The following is a 17,736-nucleotide window of genomic DNA, read 5'->3' as shown; positions in this document are numbered from 1 at the left end:
CAAATAACTTCGGCCTCTAAAGCAAATGTTTACGCTCACCAGACGCTAACGAATCCTGCACACCTTATATTGGGGATTTCTGTGCTATGTAAAATTTAACGAATCTCAGCCACGTTAATCCATGGCACTTCATGAATATTGGCTCCAAACATGCCCAGATTCAGATAATAAGACATCTACAATTCGTTAAGCCTTCAATTTTTGCAAAAATGCATGGAATAGCGTCTGTGGAGTTCGTTAAAGAAAGTAATCCCAACGCTCCTTCACTTCTAATAAAAAAGGGACACCGCAGGATGAAATCCTACGCTGTCCCGCTCTGAATCATAGGTACGTTATGCCCCAACATGGAACTCAGACTTCGGAGTTTATTTAGAGCATCTATCACAACGATCCACGATCAGCAAAGTCCCCTTGCACTCACAAATCCTTAGATAAACATCGTTTTGGAGATGATGACCAGCAAGATGAACAGTACGAGGATCGTACCCATGGAACCCCAGCTTCCGCCGCCATGACCATAGGATACTCCACAACCCTGTTGATAACCGTGCATCATTGGAGCCTGATTGGCATGGTGTCCGTATCCATAACCATATCCCATTGGCATTGTTCCACAACCATATCCATACCCATGCATTTCATGACCTGTGTATTGGTATCCTTGCATATGCTCATAACCTCCCATATGTCCGTATACGTGTCCCTGTCCGTTCGGTGAATTCGGTTTTACTTCGCTCATTGTTCATTCCTCCTTAACATTTGCCTACACCCCTAAGCTATGTATTCAGCCTACCTCTGGACCGGGCTATCGCCCTCATTTTGACAAAATGGGCGTTTAGCCATGAGGTACCTTCCCCATTTTCGAAGCATACGCCATCCTTCCTTTTCTTGAATTCCACCAATTCTTCCGTTCAACCACAAGCTATCTTATCTTCCTGGCTCTCCACCATGCTTGTCCTCTAGAAAAAAAACCCCACCGGTTGCCCGGCAGAGCTCGCCATATTATACCCAGAAAGATTTAGTGATGATTACGAGAAGAATGAACAGAACCAGGATTGCTCCAGTCGATGTCCAGCCGCCGTATCCTACGCCTTCAACTACGTTGCTCATGCAGAACCCTCCTTTACAAATATATTAGGGTCCAAGCGGTTTATTAGATCAAGAATGCTTTAGAGATGATGACCAACAAGATAAAGAGAACCAAGATCGCGCCAGTCGATGTCCATGCGCCGCCGTATCCACCTACTACTCCACTCATGTAAACCCCTCCTTTGATTTGAGGTACAGTTCACTATATGCACCAATCACACATGGGACCGGGCTCAGGTCGAAAATGGGCTGTTTTTTTTCCACCGACTATTCGCTAATTGCACCTACATAAAGGGTTAGTTCTTAAGCCGGAATGTTATGTTCATATATGTTTAAGTCATAAATAAATCCCACGGTTATATCAACCAAATGTATGTACTATCACTCAAAATGGATACCCATACGGTATATTATTAGCTTTTAACTTGTTAAATACAGATAAATTATCTTTTTAGTAATTATGAATACTGAAATCTTTATTTATGTTATTATTTTACTAATAAAATAGAAAGGAGTTTCCATGCCCACCACCTAAACCAGATTATCCCAAACGAAATGATGACCTTAGAAAAAATCCCAACCGATGGGAAGCACATTAGGAGAAATTAGACATAATGAAGAAACTTATTACGATTTTGGCATTAGCCACATTGCTTAGTGCTTGTGGTAATTCAGAAACAAATACAACAACCAATAGCCAAACGACCGAAGCATCCAAGGCAACTGAAACTGTCTCAACAGAAGCTAAAGCTACGAAATACACTACATATAGTGGAGAAGGATTTTCTTTTGCATATCCTGAATCCTGGAAAAGCGTAGATACAAGTCAAATGAATGCTCCATCCATTAAAGCTGCTTTTTCAGACCAATCTTCATCAGTCACATTTGCAGATAATATGAATCTGACGATTGAGGCCAGCTCAACCGGTTCAATTAATCCTGAAGAATACGCCAATAATATAGTGGATTATTACACACAAAGCGGTTCAAGCATCGGCATTTCCGATTATAAAAAAACCAGCTACACAAACAAGCCTTATAAAGAATATAGCGCTGGTGTCTTGGAAGGAGCCTATAAGCATTCCTCGGGTACAGATGTTATCCTTGTGCAGTATCTGATTCCGACCAATACAGAACTCTATACCATGACGTTAACCTACGCCAAGGATACTTATAATCAGGATGAGATCAAAGATATCCTTGATTCCCTAAGCATTACTGCTCCTCTGGAGCAAACAGCACCAACTGCAACAACTGGAAATTCATCTGTTACGGCATCAGCTGCGGATTTCTTTAATGAGTTAACTCCGTACATTACAGAAGACACAGCCTTTATGGAGCAGGCATCTTATGATTTCTTTGGTAAACATAACGATGTATTCCCTGCCATTACGGCAGAACTAAGCAAAAAGGTACAGGGGCTTGTTGACTCCAATGTAACGACACGTCATCTGAATAAAAATGTAGCCAACTATTACAATACTTTCGTACAAGTTAACGGGGAAGTCATTTCCGTTGAAGAAGATAGCTCTCTCGGAGCAACTTTCTCTATCGTTCATGTCATGGATGAGAACGGAAACGATATTATAGCGTTATATCCTGCAACGACCGGAGATTTGCTTGATGGTGATTATGCCACGGTTATCGGTGCGCCAATTACCAACTTCTCTTTTGAAAATGTTGGCGGTGGTTACACCAACGCCACGTTGATTGGTGCATCATTGGTAGTTGCAGATTAATTAAAATGTTAAATGAGTATACAAAAAGACCCAGCTTAATGAACGTTAAGCTGGGTCTTTTTTGTCTTTCAGTTTATAGATGTCAGAAATACACGTTAACTACACAGACAGACACAATCTAACCTTTAATTAATGACTTATAACATACCGAATAACCGTATATACGGATGTTTATACTAAACCATTAATTAGGTCTTGCCTGAAGTGACGTCAGTTTATCCTGAACCGATTGTAACTTCTGTATACTGGAGGCATCCGGTTTATCACGACGGTCGTCAATTTTGACGGATGTGGAAACACGCTGAGCTCCTGACAGAAACGGCGCTTCATGCAGAGCCGCAATTGCTGTAAAGATCTCGTTAAGTGGTCCCTCAATAATGGTGCTCATGGAAGTTAACTGATATGTAATGCCCCGTTGATGTTCCAATACCTTTTGCATGTCCGCCACATAACTGCTTAGACTGGTTGTACCCGTTCCGATTGGAATTACAGTCACTTCTGCTATTGCCATTTTGCTCCGCCTCCTCTGGGCCCCGTGAACAACCGCTGCCGCTAATTTTAGTCGATTTTTGACTATTTTTATTCTACCAGTTGAATGCGTTACAATTCAAACTGACGTGATGACGTCATTCAAATTGGCCAAAAATTTTTTTTGATAAATCTTCAAATCTTCCAGTCCTTTTCCTTTGCGGATTCCTGGCTTAAATGGTATACTCGGAATTACGTTTTACTGTATCGGCCCACTTTACAAACACAATATGTTGGGTTACAGTATGTTGACAGCTACAAAATGTAGTAACACTAGATTTCTCCGCTTCTATTAGTCACCTTCTGCATTCTCGCGAAAAACAGGATGAAATCACCTCCAAAGGCACGTCCCTGTAGGTGTAAATCGCTTTCTCGAAACAGAGTTGACATGGAGGTTAACGGGGCTGTTTGGACTGCATCCGGTATCCTCAAACTACAGGCACATCTGCAATAGACCAAAGCTTACATAAGCACCCTTTTCTGTCGATATCCAGAACTTCTAAGACAGTAAGGAAGCCAGAGCATCCATGGGCATTTTCAGCCGCGAGGCGGGAGAATGCTTTTTATATGAGCATGTTCTGAATTGTGCTGTTTTGTGCTCCTCAAGTTGAGCGATTTAAGACATGAACTTGTCACCGCCGTTTCAGTCTGCCAAAAGCAACCTTTACCTTTTTCTCACCGTAAGACAACACTCAATTCTTTATATAAAGAATTTCTCCAATTTATATCTTTAACATGCGAAAGCGAGGAATATTCATGCCACAAGTTGTGACCAAGCCGAACAACCGCCAGCTTGCCTTTGATGATATGCGCATCTCGGTATATGCCGACCGTACTCTGGAAGGACTGGAAATGCTGGACAAGGAACGTCTGGTACGTGGGGTAAACAGCAAGCTCCGCCGTGATGAAGTTACCGGAGACGAAATCAGCAACGCTTTTATCATGAGCGCACTGGAATTGGTAACTAAAGAGGAGCCTAATTGGAAATTTGCAGCGGCACGCTCCCTGCTCACTTCCCTTTACAAAAAAGCGGCTACCAACCGCAGATACAAGTCTTACCCGGACGAGCCTTATGGCGCATTCCACCCTCTTCTTGTAGATCTCGTGAAGAAAGGTATCTACCGCGAAGAATTACTGGAATGTTACACCAAAGAACAGATCGACGAACTTGCTGAGTGCATTGACTACCGCAACGATCTGCTCTTCGATTACATCGGCTTGCTCACACTGGCAGAACGTTACCTCGCTCACGATTTTGATGGAAAAGTAATGGAACTGCCACAAGAGCGTTATATGGTTATCGCCATGTTCCTAATGCACCAAGAGCCTGCCGAGAGACGTATGGATCTCGTCAAGGAAGCATACTGGGCAATGAGCAACATGTACATGACCGCTGCTACTCCTACGATGTCCAATGCAGGTAAAAAAGTAGCCGGTCAACTCTCCAGCTGCTTCATTGATACGGTGGACGACTCACTCGAAGGTATCTTCGATTCCAACACGGATGTAGCTCGTCTGAGCAAAATGGGTGGCGGCATCGGCGTTTACCTCGGCAAAGTCAGAGCTCGTGGTTCGGATATCCGTGGTCACCAAAATACAAGTTCCGGTGTAATCCCTTGGATTCGCCAACTAAACAATACAGCGGTCAGCGTAGACCAGCTCGGTACGCGTAAAGGTGCCATTGCCGTGTACCTGGACGTTTTCCACAAAGACATTCTGGCCTTCCTCGATCTGAAGCTGAACAACGGTGACGAGCGTATGCGTGCGCATGACGTATTCCACGGCATCTGTCTGCCTGACTTGTTCATGGAGCGGGTATCCACCCGTGGCGAATGGAGCCTGTTCTGTCCGCACGAAACGAAGAAAGTGATGGGCTGGAAGGACGAGAATGGTCGTGCACTCGGACTGGAAGATTTCTATGATGAGTCCTTTGGTGAAGGTGCGTTCCGTGATAAATACGAAGAAGCGGTGAATCACCCACTGCTGTCCCGGATTACAGTACAGGCGATTGACATCATGAAGCGTGTACTGAAATCCCAACTGGAGACAGGTACGCCATACATGTTCTACCGCGATACGGTTAACCGCTCGAATCCTAACCGTGCACACGGTATGGTATACTCCTCCAACCTGTGTACCGAAATTATGCAGAACCAGTCTGCCACTGTAATTGAAAAGGAAGAACTCGTAACCAAGGATGGACAAACTCGCATCGTGATTTCCAAAGTGCCTGGCGACTTTGTTGTCTGCAACCTGAACTCCATCCATCTGGCACGTGCTATACCTCATAATGTATTGGAGCGTCTCGTTCCAATTCAGGTGCGCATGCTGGACAACGTTATCGACATTAACAACATTGAAGTGTTGCAAGCCCAATATACCAACAGCCAATATCGCGCAGTCGGTCTGGGAACGTTTGGACTTCACCACCTGCTTGCTCTCGAAGGCATTCATTGGGAGTCTGAAGAAGCTGTAACATATAACGATAATCTGTATGAAAAAATTAACTACCTGCTCGTGAAATCCAGTATGGAGCTGTCCAAAGAAAAAGGACATTATCCGAAATTCAAAGGTTCCGATTGGGAAAGTGGTCATTACTTCGACCAACGCGAGTACACATCAGGTGAGCGCGTAGGCGAGTTCGTGACAACCGAACAGTGGAAAGAACTGCAAGCCGAAGTACGACAAAACGGTGTACGTAATGCTTGGTTGTTCGCCATTGCACCTAACGGTTCCACGTCCATTATTGCCGGTTCAACGGCTAGTATTGATCCGCTCTATGAGCTGTTATCTTATGAAGAGAAAACAACTTACAAAATTGCCAATCCGGCTCCGGATCTGTCCGAAAAAACAAGCCCTTATTACCAAACGGCGTTCCAGGTGGACCAACATGCTTCCATTAATATGGCGGCTGCCCGTCAGCGCCACGTCGATCAGGGACAAAGTTTCAACTTCTACGTTCGACCAGATATTAAAGCAACAGAATTCCTGGAATTGCATCTGCACGCCTGGAGAGCCGGCATGAAATCAACTTATTATGTTCGTAGCCGGGCATTAACAATTGAAGAATCTTGATTTTTGCGCAATTTACGCTTTATCCATGATAGAGAAGATTTACTAGATTCGAGGTGACCACCAGGGCATCCTGTTTTGATTGCAAAATGGCGTTGCCCTGGTTCTTTTTTGCCTAAAAAATGATCACAGCATCGCAAGATGTTGATATAGATGCCACATTATACAACCCTAATATATATAAAAGAATTAATGATTACACGATAACGAAGAGGACAGAACAAAGCTGAAGAAGCGGAGCGCTCGCCTTTATCACCGGATTTTCCTCTTTAAAAGAGGGAATCAAAAAAATCAGGGGATAACAGCGATCGGAAGGTTGTTCTGTCATCGTAGTTATACAGTGTAAATTCATTCAAGGAGTGAACGGAACAATGCAAGTACAGAAAATTTTTAACACCGAAGCCCCTAACCAATCAACCCGTATTATTGAAGGTGAATGCTCCGGTATCCTGAACTGGAACGACATTCGCATGCCTCATATGTACAAATTGTACAAAGTACTGCTGCTTAACCACTGGATCGCAGACGAGATTCCAATGTCCAAAGATGCTTCCCAGTTTGCTCAACTGGATGAAGAAGAGCAACGTACATTCAAAATCAACATCTCTCTGCTCGCGGTACTTGATTCTATGCAAACGATGTTTGTTGGTGATGTAAAACGTTACTTTACCGATTCTTCACTCGAAGCGATCTCGGCCATTATCGGACAACAGGAAGTCGTTCATAACCAATCGTACTCTTACGTCCTGTCTTCGATCGTATCTGATCGGGAGCAAAAGGAAATTTTTGAATACTGGAAACATGATCCAGTCCTGCTTGACCGTAACCGTTTCATCGCAGACATTTACCAAACATTCCGGGACGAGCCGTCTCCACAGACGTTCTTCCAGGCTATGGTCGCCGATCTGGTACTCGAAGGTATCTTCTTCTATAGTACGTTTGCCTTCTTCTACAACCTGGCCCGTGACCAGAAAATGATGGCAACCAGCCAGATGATCTCGTATATCCAGCGGGATGAAAACCAACACTGTTACTTCTTCGCCGAAGTGTACAAACAGTTGCTGGTAGACTTCCCTGAACTGAACACACCTGAGAACATGGACTACGTATACACAACCATCCATCGTGCTGTTGAGCTTGAAACCAACTGGGCACATTACACACTCAGCAACGTGCGCGGTATTGACCTGAACGAGTTGGAAGATTACATCAAGTACATCGCCAACAAACGTCTGCGTCTAATGGGTATGGAAAAAGCATATGAAGGTGTGGATGTAAACTGCATGCCTTGGATAAAACCATTCTCCGATGAAGCACTAAATGCAACCAAAACCGACTTCTTCGAAGCTAAATCCCGTAACTACGGTAAAGTTGGCGACGATAACGGATTTGACGATTTGTAATAAAGAATAGATTATAAAAAACAACACTCCCTGAACTGTGGCTATAATGCCTAAGTTCAGGGAGTGTTGTTTAATTCGTATGTACAAACATCATATCAGCGTTGAACTATTATAATTTAATAGAGATATTTCTTAATCTAATAAATTCAAGAATCGTATATAATTCTTGAAATTTTCCATTATTCAATCTTCTTTCATTTGCCGTATGAATATGAAACGGGTCATACATCGTGATATTAGCAGGTGTTTCATCAGGATGATAATGAGCATGGAATTTCATAATCAACTCTTTTTGATCATCATACCAATCATACCAATATAACTCGATGAATCCCCCGTTTCGATCTATCTCCTCTACACAGTACATCTTCGATAAATCATTAAAGACAATTGTTTTACGAATAGTTCTAGCACTGCTTGAAAGACCCTGGGCACCATCTCGAATCTCCATAATAATATCTGAAAAATCATTCTCAATAAAACGAAAATTACTTTTCGGTATCTTTAAAGCCAAGACGCTGCCTCCCCAAATGGTGTTTCCAAACTTGTGCATCGGTTTCTTCTTCAGGTGTTAAGTTCAATTTAGTTCCGAGTGTCCGTTCGAATTCCCCTTTGTATTTATCTTCATATAAGGCAATTTGCCCTGTGTGGTAATCCAGGTCACTAACTTCTATTGTGGATTGGCGTTCTGCCTCTTCCTTTTTCCACATAGTCACAATCTCTTTAATCGTCGTTCTCTTACCTGATCCATACACATATGTAGTATTGTCTGGGATGAGATTATGTTTGTTGGACCCGGCTCTTTGAATTCCCATAAAACGGCCTTGATCAATCCAGTTAAAAATCGTCGTAATACTCACTCCAAAAAATACAGATAATTCTTTAGGAGTATAAGAACGTACAGCTTCAATAGAAGGAACACCACTGTCTGTAATACCTGTCGGTACATCCACTGCTTGACTTAACGCATGTTTGAGAAGAGTAACATACTTTTCTCTAAAAATATCAGCATCTTCAAAGATAGATTCATCCAGATTACGAACAAATTCAGCATTATTTTTGACTGCAAATGCCAGCACTTTGAACAGTAAAATACTATTATCCGAATTACTCAAGCTCTGAACTAACTCAGAAGCAATCTCATCCGTGTTCTGACTAAATATATTCTTCTCAACTCTTGTGATTCCCATATCCATCTCACCTCACACTCCTAGTATAGGATAGTAAAGTTTAACTTTCAATATCATACTTAAACAAAGTTAAACACAACTTAAACTTTATAGATTAAACTTAAAGCATACTTAAACAGTATGCTACGAAGAGCTTGATTTATACATTCTCCAACCAACACATACTTATTATATAATGAAAGAGATTCATACCCCTCCTACGGAAGTGAGGCCTATTCATGGAAAGAGAACTGCTGGAACAAATCAACTTGTGGCATGAGCAGGACCAATTCAGTCTCATTATTGAACATATTGAACGAATCCCCGTCTCAGAGCGGGATTATGATCTGATTGGTCAACTCGCCAGAGCCTATAACAATGACGCACGTTACCGCGAAGCCGTTCAACATTTGTTGTCTGTCCAGGAGCAAGGGGTAAGCGACCCGCTCTGGCAATACCGCTTGGGTTATGCATACTGTCATATAGCAAGTTATGAACAGGCACTACTGGCTTTTGAGAGAGCTGATGAACTTCTGCCCCATGATGAATCTACCCTTGAATTCCTTCGCCAGATTCGTCCCCAAGCGGAGAAGATGCGAATGGATCGTCAACGCCATGAAGAGAATATCGCAGCATTGGAGCAGAGCGGTACACAGAACCATCTAAGAGCCGCTTCAGGGACTTATGATCCCGCAACGTTCTGGGTACAGAGTGATTATGCGCAGGACAATCATGTATCAGAACCTTTTGATGAAGAAGAGATTTTGACTATTGAGAAAGAATTGGGTTACAAGCTGCCCGCTTCCTATATTCAACTGATGAATACGCAAAACGGCGGTATCCCTGCGCTCACTGTATTTCCCACCAAAGAAGCGACTTCCTGGGCTGAGGATCACATTGCCATTTCAAGCATTATGGGAATTGGACACGATAAAATATACGCACTCGCTGGTGAGCTGGGAAGTCGGTTCATGATCGAAGATTGGGGATACCCCGACCTGGGGATTGTGATCTGTGATTGTCCATCCGCTGGTCATGATGTTGTTATGCTGGATTATCGTTTATGTGGCCCTGAAGGCGAACCCTGTGTAGTTCATGTCGATCAGGAAAATGATTATGAGATTACATATCTTGCGCCGAATTTTGAAGCTTTCATCCGTGGATTGGTCGATGAGGATACGTATGACCTGTCTGACGAAGAGAATGAGGACTAAAACCCAGGAGGGTCCGGCCATATGACAACCCGTATTTATTTTGGTTCCAATCAACTTGGCGAAGTGGCCGCAGTTCCATTGCAGGATGCGCTGAATAAGCTTGACCTGGGAACCCTTGAAGATTATCAACGAACGGATAAAGGGGTTATGGGTCAGACACTGCTCATTCGCTCTTCCCGTGGAGAGTATATTCTGAAAGGCAATCCTTTATATGCAGGACAGTTACAGGAAGAAAAGTTCTTTGTAGAACAACTGGCAAAACATACGTCCATCCCTGTCCCTGATCCATATTTATTACATGAAGATACCCATCTGCTAGGCTGGAGTTATGCCATAATGCCACGCCTGCCCGGGAATCACCTGTATGATCCAGCATTCCAGGCTTCACTTTCACAGCAAGATCAGGAAGAGATCGCCTGTATGTTTGCCCATACTTTGGCTGAACTTCATCGCTGGAAGGTGCCTGATGCCGGGGAATATGATCCTGTAGCGCAGCAGATTGTTTCCTTTGCAGGCGATTATCTGGACTGGTTGTACGGAACCATTCGTCACTGGTTACATAATGCTGAACAGTACTCGGTGATTACGGATGAAGATGTTCAGTGGGTGGATGAGCAATTCAAGAATGCTGAACCGGCATTTCGGTCCAGGGCTGTTCCGTGTTTTGTTATGGGAGACTTCAAGGTCGAGAATATTTTGATTCAAAATCTGGACGGTCTTTCTTCAGGGTGGCAGATTAGTGGTTTGTTCGATTTTACAACCGGCTATTTCGGAGACGGCACAGCCGACCTAACCAAAATATCCACCAGGTATGTTCGTGAGGGTCAACCAGAACTGGCCGCACAGTTCCTTCTCTGCTACCGGGATCTGGTCTGTGCAGCAGATGAGGAGAAATGCCAACACTTCCGCACACGTCTCAGCATGCATCTGCTCTATCAGCGTATCTTGTGGTGGGGGGAAGCCAAAGCGACAGGACAAGTGACGTGGGCAGCCGACCTGCCTTTTGCACAGTGGGCGCAGCAGTCCATCGATTCGATTGTCGCATTGCTGGATTAGTAGATTAGTTAGTAGATTTGGACTGTCGCTCAATGGATAACTGCCTTCCAAACTAACGTATCTATCGTTCCATATATCGCCCAACATACGGGTATACGCATAAAACCGCCAAAGATCAAGGACGATCTCCGGCGGTTTTCTTCATACCACTATATACTTCGATCAACGATGGAATCTCTCAACTTAAGCTTGTGCAACGGGTACTCCTGATGTTTCTGCAAAAACTCCAGCATCCGGCGATACACGAGAATCTCGTTGGTCTTTCTGGAGAAGCCATGACCCTCATCATCCAGAACGATGTATTCCACATCAATTCCCTTGGACTGGAGCGCAGCCACGATCTGATCGGATTCGGCCTTCACGACCCTTGGATCATTAGCACCCTGAATGACCAACATTGGGTTCACCATCTGATCGAGATACGTAATCGGTGAATCCTTCGTTAAACGTTCGCGGTCACGGACCGGATCACCCAGCCAGTTATCCATCATCGGTTTCCAGTCTTCCGGTACCGATTCCAGGAATGTGAACAAGTTACTTGGTCCAAAAATATCGACCGCAGCCCGAAACAGCTCCGGATGGCGCCCTGCCAATAACAGGGTCATATATCCCCCATAACTTCCACCTACCACAAACAACCGCTCCGGCGAGGTAATTCCCTGATCAAACAGCCAGTTGATCCCGGCAACACAGTCCAGCCTTGGACCCTCACCCCAATCACGCTCAACCATCTTGACGAATTCCGCACCATATCCGGTACTGCCCCGGAAATTCGGTGCAAAGATATGGTAGCCCTGAGCGAGCATCATCTGGAACATCGGCCGAAAAAACTTTGCTTCGGAAGATTGCGGCCCACCATGAGGCCAAAATACGGTGTAACCATTGGCTTGCTCTGGTTTTGCTTTGAACAAGAGAGCTTCAATCTCCAGTCCGTCGTAGGAGTTATACCGAATAACGTCAGGGTACACGAGATCACTTGGGTCCAGTCCGGTTACCCGATTGGCAGTCAGCGGCTCCCAGGACTCAGCACCTGCTATTTTGCGATAAATGTTATGCGGTTGGATCGCTCCACGTCCGAGGATATACACATTGCCAGCCTTTGTAACGTTCACCTGCTCTATCGTATCCAGCGGCATCTCTATGCGCCGAGGCTCATCGGCATTTTTGCCCAATACGTACATACGATTCTCTGGCCCTGTAAGTGTCCAGAAATATAAGGTCTCGGAAGCCTGATGCCAGCGGATGAACTCCACATCTTCCCCTTCGATTCTGCACAATAAGCGGAATTCGCGGGTATCGATACGGTATTCAGCCACATAGGCGTATGCGGAGTCATCATTGGTAATGAGCAGAAGACGATTATCATCTGCAAAAATCAGATCAGATACCTGACTATGGCGTTCTGAGACTGGCAAAATCTCCATTTCCTCATTGTTACGATACAGATGCGCCGTCTGATACGTATTGGAGTACATTTTTAAAATGACATAACTCTTCTCGTCAGGACTTACAGCCACCAGGCTGCTCGTAACCTCTTCTCCACTGTATAACAGTTCATCTTCCCCTGTCTCCAGATCGATGCGGCGTGAATTCAGATAATTCGGATTACCCGCGCTGGTGACATAATAGAGACGCTGTCCATCCTCGGACAACTCAGCGAAATAACAGCGATCATTCGGTTCCGCCGGAACCACGGGCAGTGGAACACCACCCTCGGGTGGGAGTGCATATAGATGATAGTTCTCATCTCCATCCCGATCAAACGCAGTAAGAAGATGACGCCCCTGCGGGTCTGCTTTGATAAATTGACTGCTCTGATTCAAGTACGTTAAAGGATACGGGTATCCTCCAGGCAAATCCATCGCCCAAATATTCGGCTGACCGTTCAGATTGCTGTCCATGAACAAACGTTTCTCGTCTGCCGATACGGCAAAATGTGAAATACGGTACGTCTGAAAATATTGCTCGACATCCGGTTTAGGGAACTGAATCATGACAAACCTCCTTGGAATTGAACCAACGAATTTAACATTGGTAAATTAAGGTACCATTTGTCCATATTATAGGTAATGCCAATGTTTAGACAATAGATATGTAAGATTTAATTACCAATTCCCTCGTAGCTTTGTATATGATTATCCACATTCATCCAGCGTATCAGTGGTATCTCCCTCCCTGTCACGCATAATGATGCGGAGTAGCTTTTGCCCATTTTCAAAGACTGCAGCACATACTTCTGTCCGGCCCATTCCAGCAATTGCTCATGATTTCGTATCGCTTGTATCGTATTTAAATTTCTCCACTGTCCACATAAAGATTGACCGGAAGCCTTGATGCAGGCCTCCTTGCTTGTGAGGACTTTCCACAGCAGGGAAGAAGATTCCCCCCCGGAACATATGGCTTCCAGCACATGATCCCGCTCCTCTTCCGTCAGGAAACGTTGGATGATGGCCTTCTCTCGCAATAACGGACGTACCCATTCCACATCAACGCCAAGCTCGTTGTTACTGGATGCAATCGCCAGTACACACAGCCCATTTGTATGCGAAAGGCTGAATTGCGGACCTCCCACGAGATAAGGCTTTCCGGAAGTGCCGTATTCAAATCGAATATCCCGTGCCTGAAGCTGCATGTACTGTGCCAGTACTCTTCGTAAGAAATCCCTTGAAATCATCCAGCAATGAGCCTGTAGACGTGAGGTTCTGCTGATTCTGACCATACGTTCATGTTCTTCTGAAGTCATTGCATCGGATTCCATGGCAGCCGCTGTCTGCAGTTGATCCTCCCTTATGGGTAAAGTCTGTGTCCAAATGTGGACCTCCGGTTCTCCTGAAAATGGCGTGAACGTATCATTCCCTTGTTCCCTCATTGCCAGAAGACTGCTGATTGTTCCGGTGCTGAAATCCATAAGGCCCTCCTCCCTATGCGGTGTTACATGCTAACGTATAACAACCATCCGCAGACGAGCAGACGTTGCAATAGTTCTGAGACCACTCCTAACCTCTTCTTCTGTCAATTCAAGTGCATACGTGCCGAGCTGCATATAATCCAGTCCGATCACCTCATATTCCGAGATATGCATACATCGCTGTTTTAACGAATCCATGTCTGCATAATACTTGCTTAACCACTTCATCCGTGCATAGTTCAAATTGGGTAGGGACAGCGTTCCGTTCTGAATATGCTCACACATCTCCTCAACCCGGTTATATAAAGAAACGGGATCTGCTGAATACCCACAAGCGTTCGAAAAGGCAAATTGCTTGCGATAATAGTGGTCCCATTCTGCACCCTTATGAAGCAGACCCAACTCCATACATTCGGCGTAGAAATCGGAAGTTTCACCCAGTAAAGCTTCAATGCCGATCATGCAAGCGATTTGCTCCTTCAATTGCATCCCATCTTGGGCACGGAACCCATATCTTACAAGTGGCAAGGACAATCCGGATTCAATCTCCCGATATTGCTTATTGGAGTCATCAACCAAATAGTCGAGTGTAACTTCTGGCAGGTAGGCACCATCCAGTGGTTCCATCGCAGGGAATTTTTCCAACATATCTGTAATGAACTCCGCTTCAACCGGACCGGCAACCGCTATCGCCATGCTCCCTGTGGCATAGCGAGTGTTGTAGGCATGATTCAGCTCATCTGCTGTCATTTGGTACAGACTATCCGGTGTACCTGCAACATCCAGCGTGATGGGGTGATTGCTGCCATACATCATCTGGGTCAACTGCTGCAAAGCTCGCCAGGAGGGCTGGTCTGCATACATAGACAGTTCCTGATGAATGGCGGACCGTTCCTGTTCCATATGCATCGGGGTGAAATAGGGAGCAGCGAGCATGCCGGAGAACAACGCCAGACTTCGTTTCAAATCACCTGTGCAGGCCATTTGATAAGTCGTTACATCGTAACGCGTCAATGCAGATGTCGAAGCTCCCATAGTATGAAATAGCGGCTTGACGGGCCGTTGATCCGGATTGTAGAACATCATATGCTCAAGGAAATGTGCTCTGCCAGGCAGGGCTGCATCATGGATTGAGCCATAGGACACGGACCACGAAACAAAAGTATGATGGAACTGGGGTTCGGGGAAAATGTGGACCGACAGACCATTGGACAAGCGCCTGCGGACAGGTGCGATATTCACAATACTATTCATGAGTCACCTCCTGCACTGGTGCGGAATATTCACTCTCAGGATACAAAATCCAGGTGACAGCCTTTTTCATGCCAGAGGCTACCTCGGCCACTTGTTCCGCAGTAACGCAGGATATGGCTTCCAGGAATTGCGGAGTTGTCATCTGGACCCGGTTGAGCATTCGATCGATATGAAGGTTGACCACCTGCTCAGGCAGATCGTATCCCACCTGTACATAATGCATCACATTCTGAATCGCTCTATTCAGTTCCACTTCCTGAATGTCTCCGCTGCATATCCTCAGCCATTCAGCATCTATCGCTTCAAGCACCTCTGTCACATATTCACTGCTTGTTCCCGTTGTCACATGAAGCGTCCCCCGATAATCATCCAGTGTGCTGTAAATCTGATACACCCATTGCTTTCGTTCACGAAGCTCGGATTGAAGCCTGGACGCAGGCGTAGCGCCAAACAGGGAATGAAACAGAAACAGTGCAGGATAATCCGACGATCCATACGTCAACCCGGTGGTGAAGGTCACATTAATCTTGCATTGCTGAACATCCATCAGTTCAAGCATCATCTCGCCTTCCTCCCGACGCTCAGTAGGTTGACCATGCCCGATCACAGATGGGATAGCTCTCCCCTCAGCTGTGACAAGCAATGGCACAAAGGTCTCCATGACCTGAGCTATCATCACATCCGATTGGAAATCACCGATCACATAAATGTGTATTGGGCTACAAAGCACTTCCCGGTACCATTCCTGCAATTTACCATTACGCACACAAAGTTGCAGTTGCTCCAAGTCGGCATCCCTGCTTCGTTCCGCATATCCAAGCCATTCCACACTGCGCCCCTGTACCACCTTGTCCCAATTGGAAACATCATAGTCCGCATGATGTTCTGCCCAAACAAGTTCCTCCTGGATCTGCGCTTCATCAAAATCAAATCCGCCCTTAAGGCTCGGTTCGAACATCATGTCTGCGAGCAGCTTCAACGCATCCAGCGTCCGCATTTCCGTCCCCGGCAGCAACCCTGCAGGGATACGCAACCGGATGGATGCGAGTTGAGTCTCCCCCTTCTGCTCCAATTCGCATCTTAGCTCATCGGCATACATGGACCATAGTTGCTGCTGTAGCTTTCTTTTGCCGAGTGAATCCTGCCTGAAAAGCAGCCGCACAATGACTGCAAATACAGCTGAGGGAATCCTTCCCTGTTCGTTAACGATACCAAGGTGGAGATAACAATTAGCGTATTGGCTTGTTGGCATCACATGGACCGATAGACGATTGTACTGCTCCGTAATGAAAGACTGCATCCTTGCCTCCCCCCTTATCTGACGGTTAACCCAAATTGTAGATCATGCCACTCGCGGTGTTCAGTCCAAGCTGACCGAATCCCTCCAGCGGCTTGGAGAACCAGTCCACCTGACTCTCAGCTTCCGCTGAATGAAGATTAGTCTCATCCTCTTTCCAGTGAATCACTTGCTGATGGTGACGGTCCCAGAATCTCCATAATGCAGGCTGCTTCAGCAGTTGATTGCGAAACGGCTCATATACACGTCCTGCTGATTCATGAATATCCCCTTCTAATATGAAAGGCGGCAAGAAGACAATTTTGGAACGAAAATCTTCAGTCAATGTCATGAAATAGGGGCATACAGGCTTGCGTGTCTTGGCTAAAATACGAAAAATACCGCTCCTCGTCCGGATGCGTGAACTCAGGAAAGGAAGCTCCACTGCGCGATTATCCGCGTTGAACCCGGTCTGACCATCTACGAAAAGGTTGAATGAACCTCCCTTCCGCAAATGAGAATACAATCGTATGCCAATCATCTCATCCTCGGCATTCAACAGATCAGCACCTGCAAACTGCCGTAGGGTATTCCAGGACGACAGCTTCTGTTCTTGCTCTACGGTGCCCTGCTCAGCCACCAGATAGAAGGGTAATCCGGACTTCATGTGGCCTGCGCGAATCTCCTGTCCGATGGTGATCATATTATGCCTGACGAATCCATAATGCCAGGTCAACAAAGCCCCACCTTCCTGCAAAGTCGCTTGCAAATGTTCAAGCCCCTCGACTTCATCCCAATCCATAAAGGAGTAAGGGTTTTTTTTGTGTTCATCAACCGTCCGCAAAAAAGCTAGGTAATCCATCCAGATCAACTCCGGTGACGTTTCCAATTGAAGAGGCGAAAGTTCCTTAACAATATTCATTAGCGCATAGAAGAATCCCAGTCGAATTCCGTCTGTCTTTTCCCGATACAGCTCCTCCCTGACCTGTTCCCGATGTAACGTATATAATGTACGAAAATCCTTCATC

The 17,736-nt window shown here is 45.4% G+C and carries 16 protein-coding genes; 5 read left to right on the top strand and 11 right to left on the bottom strand.

The window, feature by feature from the left end; translation table 11 throughout:
• Nucleotides 1–427: 427 nt before the first annotated feature.
• From MKY95_RS02935 to MKY95_RS02925, 3 genes are all read right to left on the bottom strand, one after another.
• Nucleotides 428–739, bottom strand: a complete 312-nt coding sequence (locus MKY95_RS02935; RefSeq protein WP_017690878.1) for a hypothetical protein — start codon at nucleotides 737–739, stop codon at nucleotides 428–430.
• 263 nt (nucleotides 740–1,002) lie between these two features.
• Nucleotides 1,003–1,110: a hypothetical protein gene (locus MKY95_RS02930; RefSeq protein ID WP_017690879.1), complete on the bottom strand. Its 108-nt coding sequence runs from the start codon at nucleotides 1,108–1,110 to the stop codon at nucleotides 1,003–1,005.
• A 43-nt stretch (nucleotides 1,111–1,153) separates the two neighbouring features.
• Nucleotides 1,154–1,258, bottom strand: a complete 105-nt coding sequence (locus MKY95_RS02925) for a hypothetical protein (RefSeq protein WP_017690880.1) — start codon at nucleotides 1,256–1,258, stop codon at nucleotides 1,154–1,156.
• A gap of 445 nt (nucleotides 1,259–1,703) precedes the next feature.
• Between MKY95_RS02925 and MKY95_RS02920 the strand changes: the two genes are divergently transcribed.
• Complete coding sequence (locus MKY95_RS02920) at nucleotides 1,704–2,828, top strand: PsbP-related protein (protein WP_036607376.1); 1,125 nt, start codon at nucleotides 1,704–1,706, stop codon at nucleotides 2,826–2,828.
• A 184-nt stretch (nucleotides 2,829–3,012) separates the two neighbouring features.
• Here the strand turns inward: MKY95_RS02920 and MKY95_RS02915 are convergent, their stop codons facing one another.
• Entirely contained in the window at nucleotides 3,013–3,339 is a 327-nt protein-coding gene (locus tag MKY95_RS02915) for an MTH1187 family thiamine-binding protein (RefSeq protein WP_017690882.1), read from the bottom strand.
• Between the two features lie 773 nt (nucleotides 3,340–4,112).
• Between MKY95_RS02915 and MKY95_RS02910 the strand changes: the two genes are divergently transcribed.
• Nucleotides 4,113–6,431 (top strand): ribonucleoside-diphosphate reductase subunit alpha, encoded by a 2,319-nt coding sequence (locus MKY95_RS02910; protein WP_036607378.1) that lies wholly within the window; start codon nucleotides 4,113–4,115, stop codon nucleotides 6,429–6,431.
• Between the two features lie 368 nt (nucleotides 6,432–6,799).
• Nucleotides 6,800–7,831, top strand: coding sequence for a ribonucleotide-diphosphate reductase subunit beta (locus tag MKY95_RS02905; protein WP_036607380.1), 1,032 nt, complete (start codon nucleotides 6,800–6,802; stop codon nucleotides 7,829–7,831).
• Between the two features lie 109 nt (nucleotides 7,832–7,940).
• Here the strand turns inward: MKY95_RS02905 and MKY95_RS02900 are convergent, their stop codons facing one another.
• Entirely contained in the window at nucleotides 7,941–8,345 is a 405-nt protein-coding gene (locus MKY95_RS02900) for a DUF6516 family protein (protein WP_076319485.1), read from the bottom strand.
• Nucleotides 8,320–9,027 carry a hypothetical protein gene (locus MKY95_RS02895; RefSeq protein WP_339196812.1) on the bottom strand — a complete coding sequence of 236 codons (708 nt, stop codon included), beginning with the start codon at nucleotides 9,025–9,027 and terminating at the stop codon, nucleotides 8,320–8,322. Before MKY95_RS02895 ends, MKY95_RS02900 begins: the two co-directional genes overlap by 26 nt.
• A 212-nt stretch (nucleotides 9,028–9,239) precedes the next feature.
• Between MKY95_RS02895 and MKY95_RS02890 the strand changes: the two genes are divergently transcribed.
• Nucleotides 9,240–10,214 carry an SMI1/KNR4 family protein gene (locus MKY95_RS02890; RefSeq protein WP_339196809.1) on the top strand — a complete coding sequence of 325 codons (975 nt, stop codon included), beginning with the start codon at nucleotides 9,240–9,242 and terminating at the stop codon, nucleotides 10,212–10,214.
• Between the two features lie 21 nt (nucleotides 10,215–10,235).
• Nucleotides 10,236–11,270 carry an aminoglycoside phosphotransferase family protein gene (locus MKY95_RS02885; protein ID WP_036607386.1) on the top strand — a complete coding sequence of 345 codons (1,035 nt, stop codon included), beginning with the start codon at nucleotides 10,236–10,238 and terminating at the stop codon, nucleotides 11,268–11,270.
• 149 nt (nucleotides 11,271–11,419) lie between these two features.
• On the opposite strand, the gene MKY95_RS02880 is transcribed toward MKY95_RS02885, so the two are convergent.
• From MKY95_RS02880 to MKY95_RS02860, 5 genes are all read right to left on the bottom strand, one after another.
• A complete protein-coding gene (locus tag MKY95_RS02880) occupies nucleotides 11,420–13,264 on the bottom strand; it encodes a S9 family peptidase (RefSeq protein WP_339196807.1) in 1,845 nt (614 codons plus the stop codon).
• Between the two features lie 107 nt (nucleotides 13,265–13,371).
• Entirely contained in the window at nucleotides 13,372–14,178 is an 807-nt protein-coding gene (locus MKY95_RS02875) for a 4'-phosphopantetheinyl transferase superfamily protein (protein ID WP_339196804.1), read from the bottom strand.
• 30 nt (nucleotides 14,179–14,208) lie between these two features.
• The gene (locus MKY95_RS02870; RefSeq protein ID WP_339196801.1) at nucleotides 14,209–15,432 is read right to left on the bottom strand and encodes a pitrilysin family protein; all 1,224 of its coding nucleotides are present in this window, start codon (nucleotides 15,430–15,432) and stop codon (nucleotides 14,209–14,211) included.
• A complete protein-coding gene (locus tag MKY95_RS02865; protein ID WP_339196798.1) occupies nucleotides 15,425–16,732 on the bottom strand; it encodes an insulinase family protein in 1,308 nt (435 codons plus the stop codon). Before MKY95_RS02865 ends, MKY95_RS02870 begins: the two co-directional genes overlap by 8 nt.
• A 25-nt stretch (nucleotides 16,733–16,757) precedes the next feature.
• Nucleotides 16,758–17,735 carry a hypothetical protein gene (locus tag MKY95_RS02860; protein WP_339196795.1) on the bottom strand — a complete coding sequence of 326 codons (978 nt, stop codon included), beginning with the start codon at nucleotides 17,733–17,735 and terminating at the stop codon, nucleotides 16,758–16,760.
• Between the last annotated feature and the right edge of the window lies 1 nt (nucleotide 17,736).

Origin of the sequence: Paenibacillus sp. FSL P4-0176 (assembly GCF_037975265.1) — a bacterium.
GTDB classification, from domain to species: Bacteria; Bacillota; Bacilli; order Paenibacillales; family Paenibacillaceae; genus Paenibacillus; species Paenibacillus amylolyticus.
The sequence above is the reverse complement of the archived record's forward strand: the minus strand, read 5'-3'. Positions and strand labels throughout refer to the sequence as shown.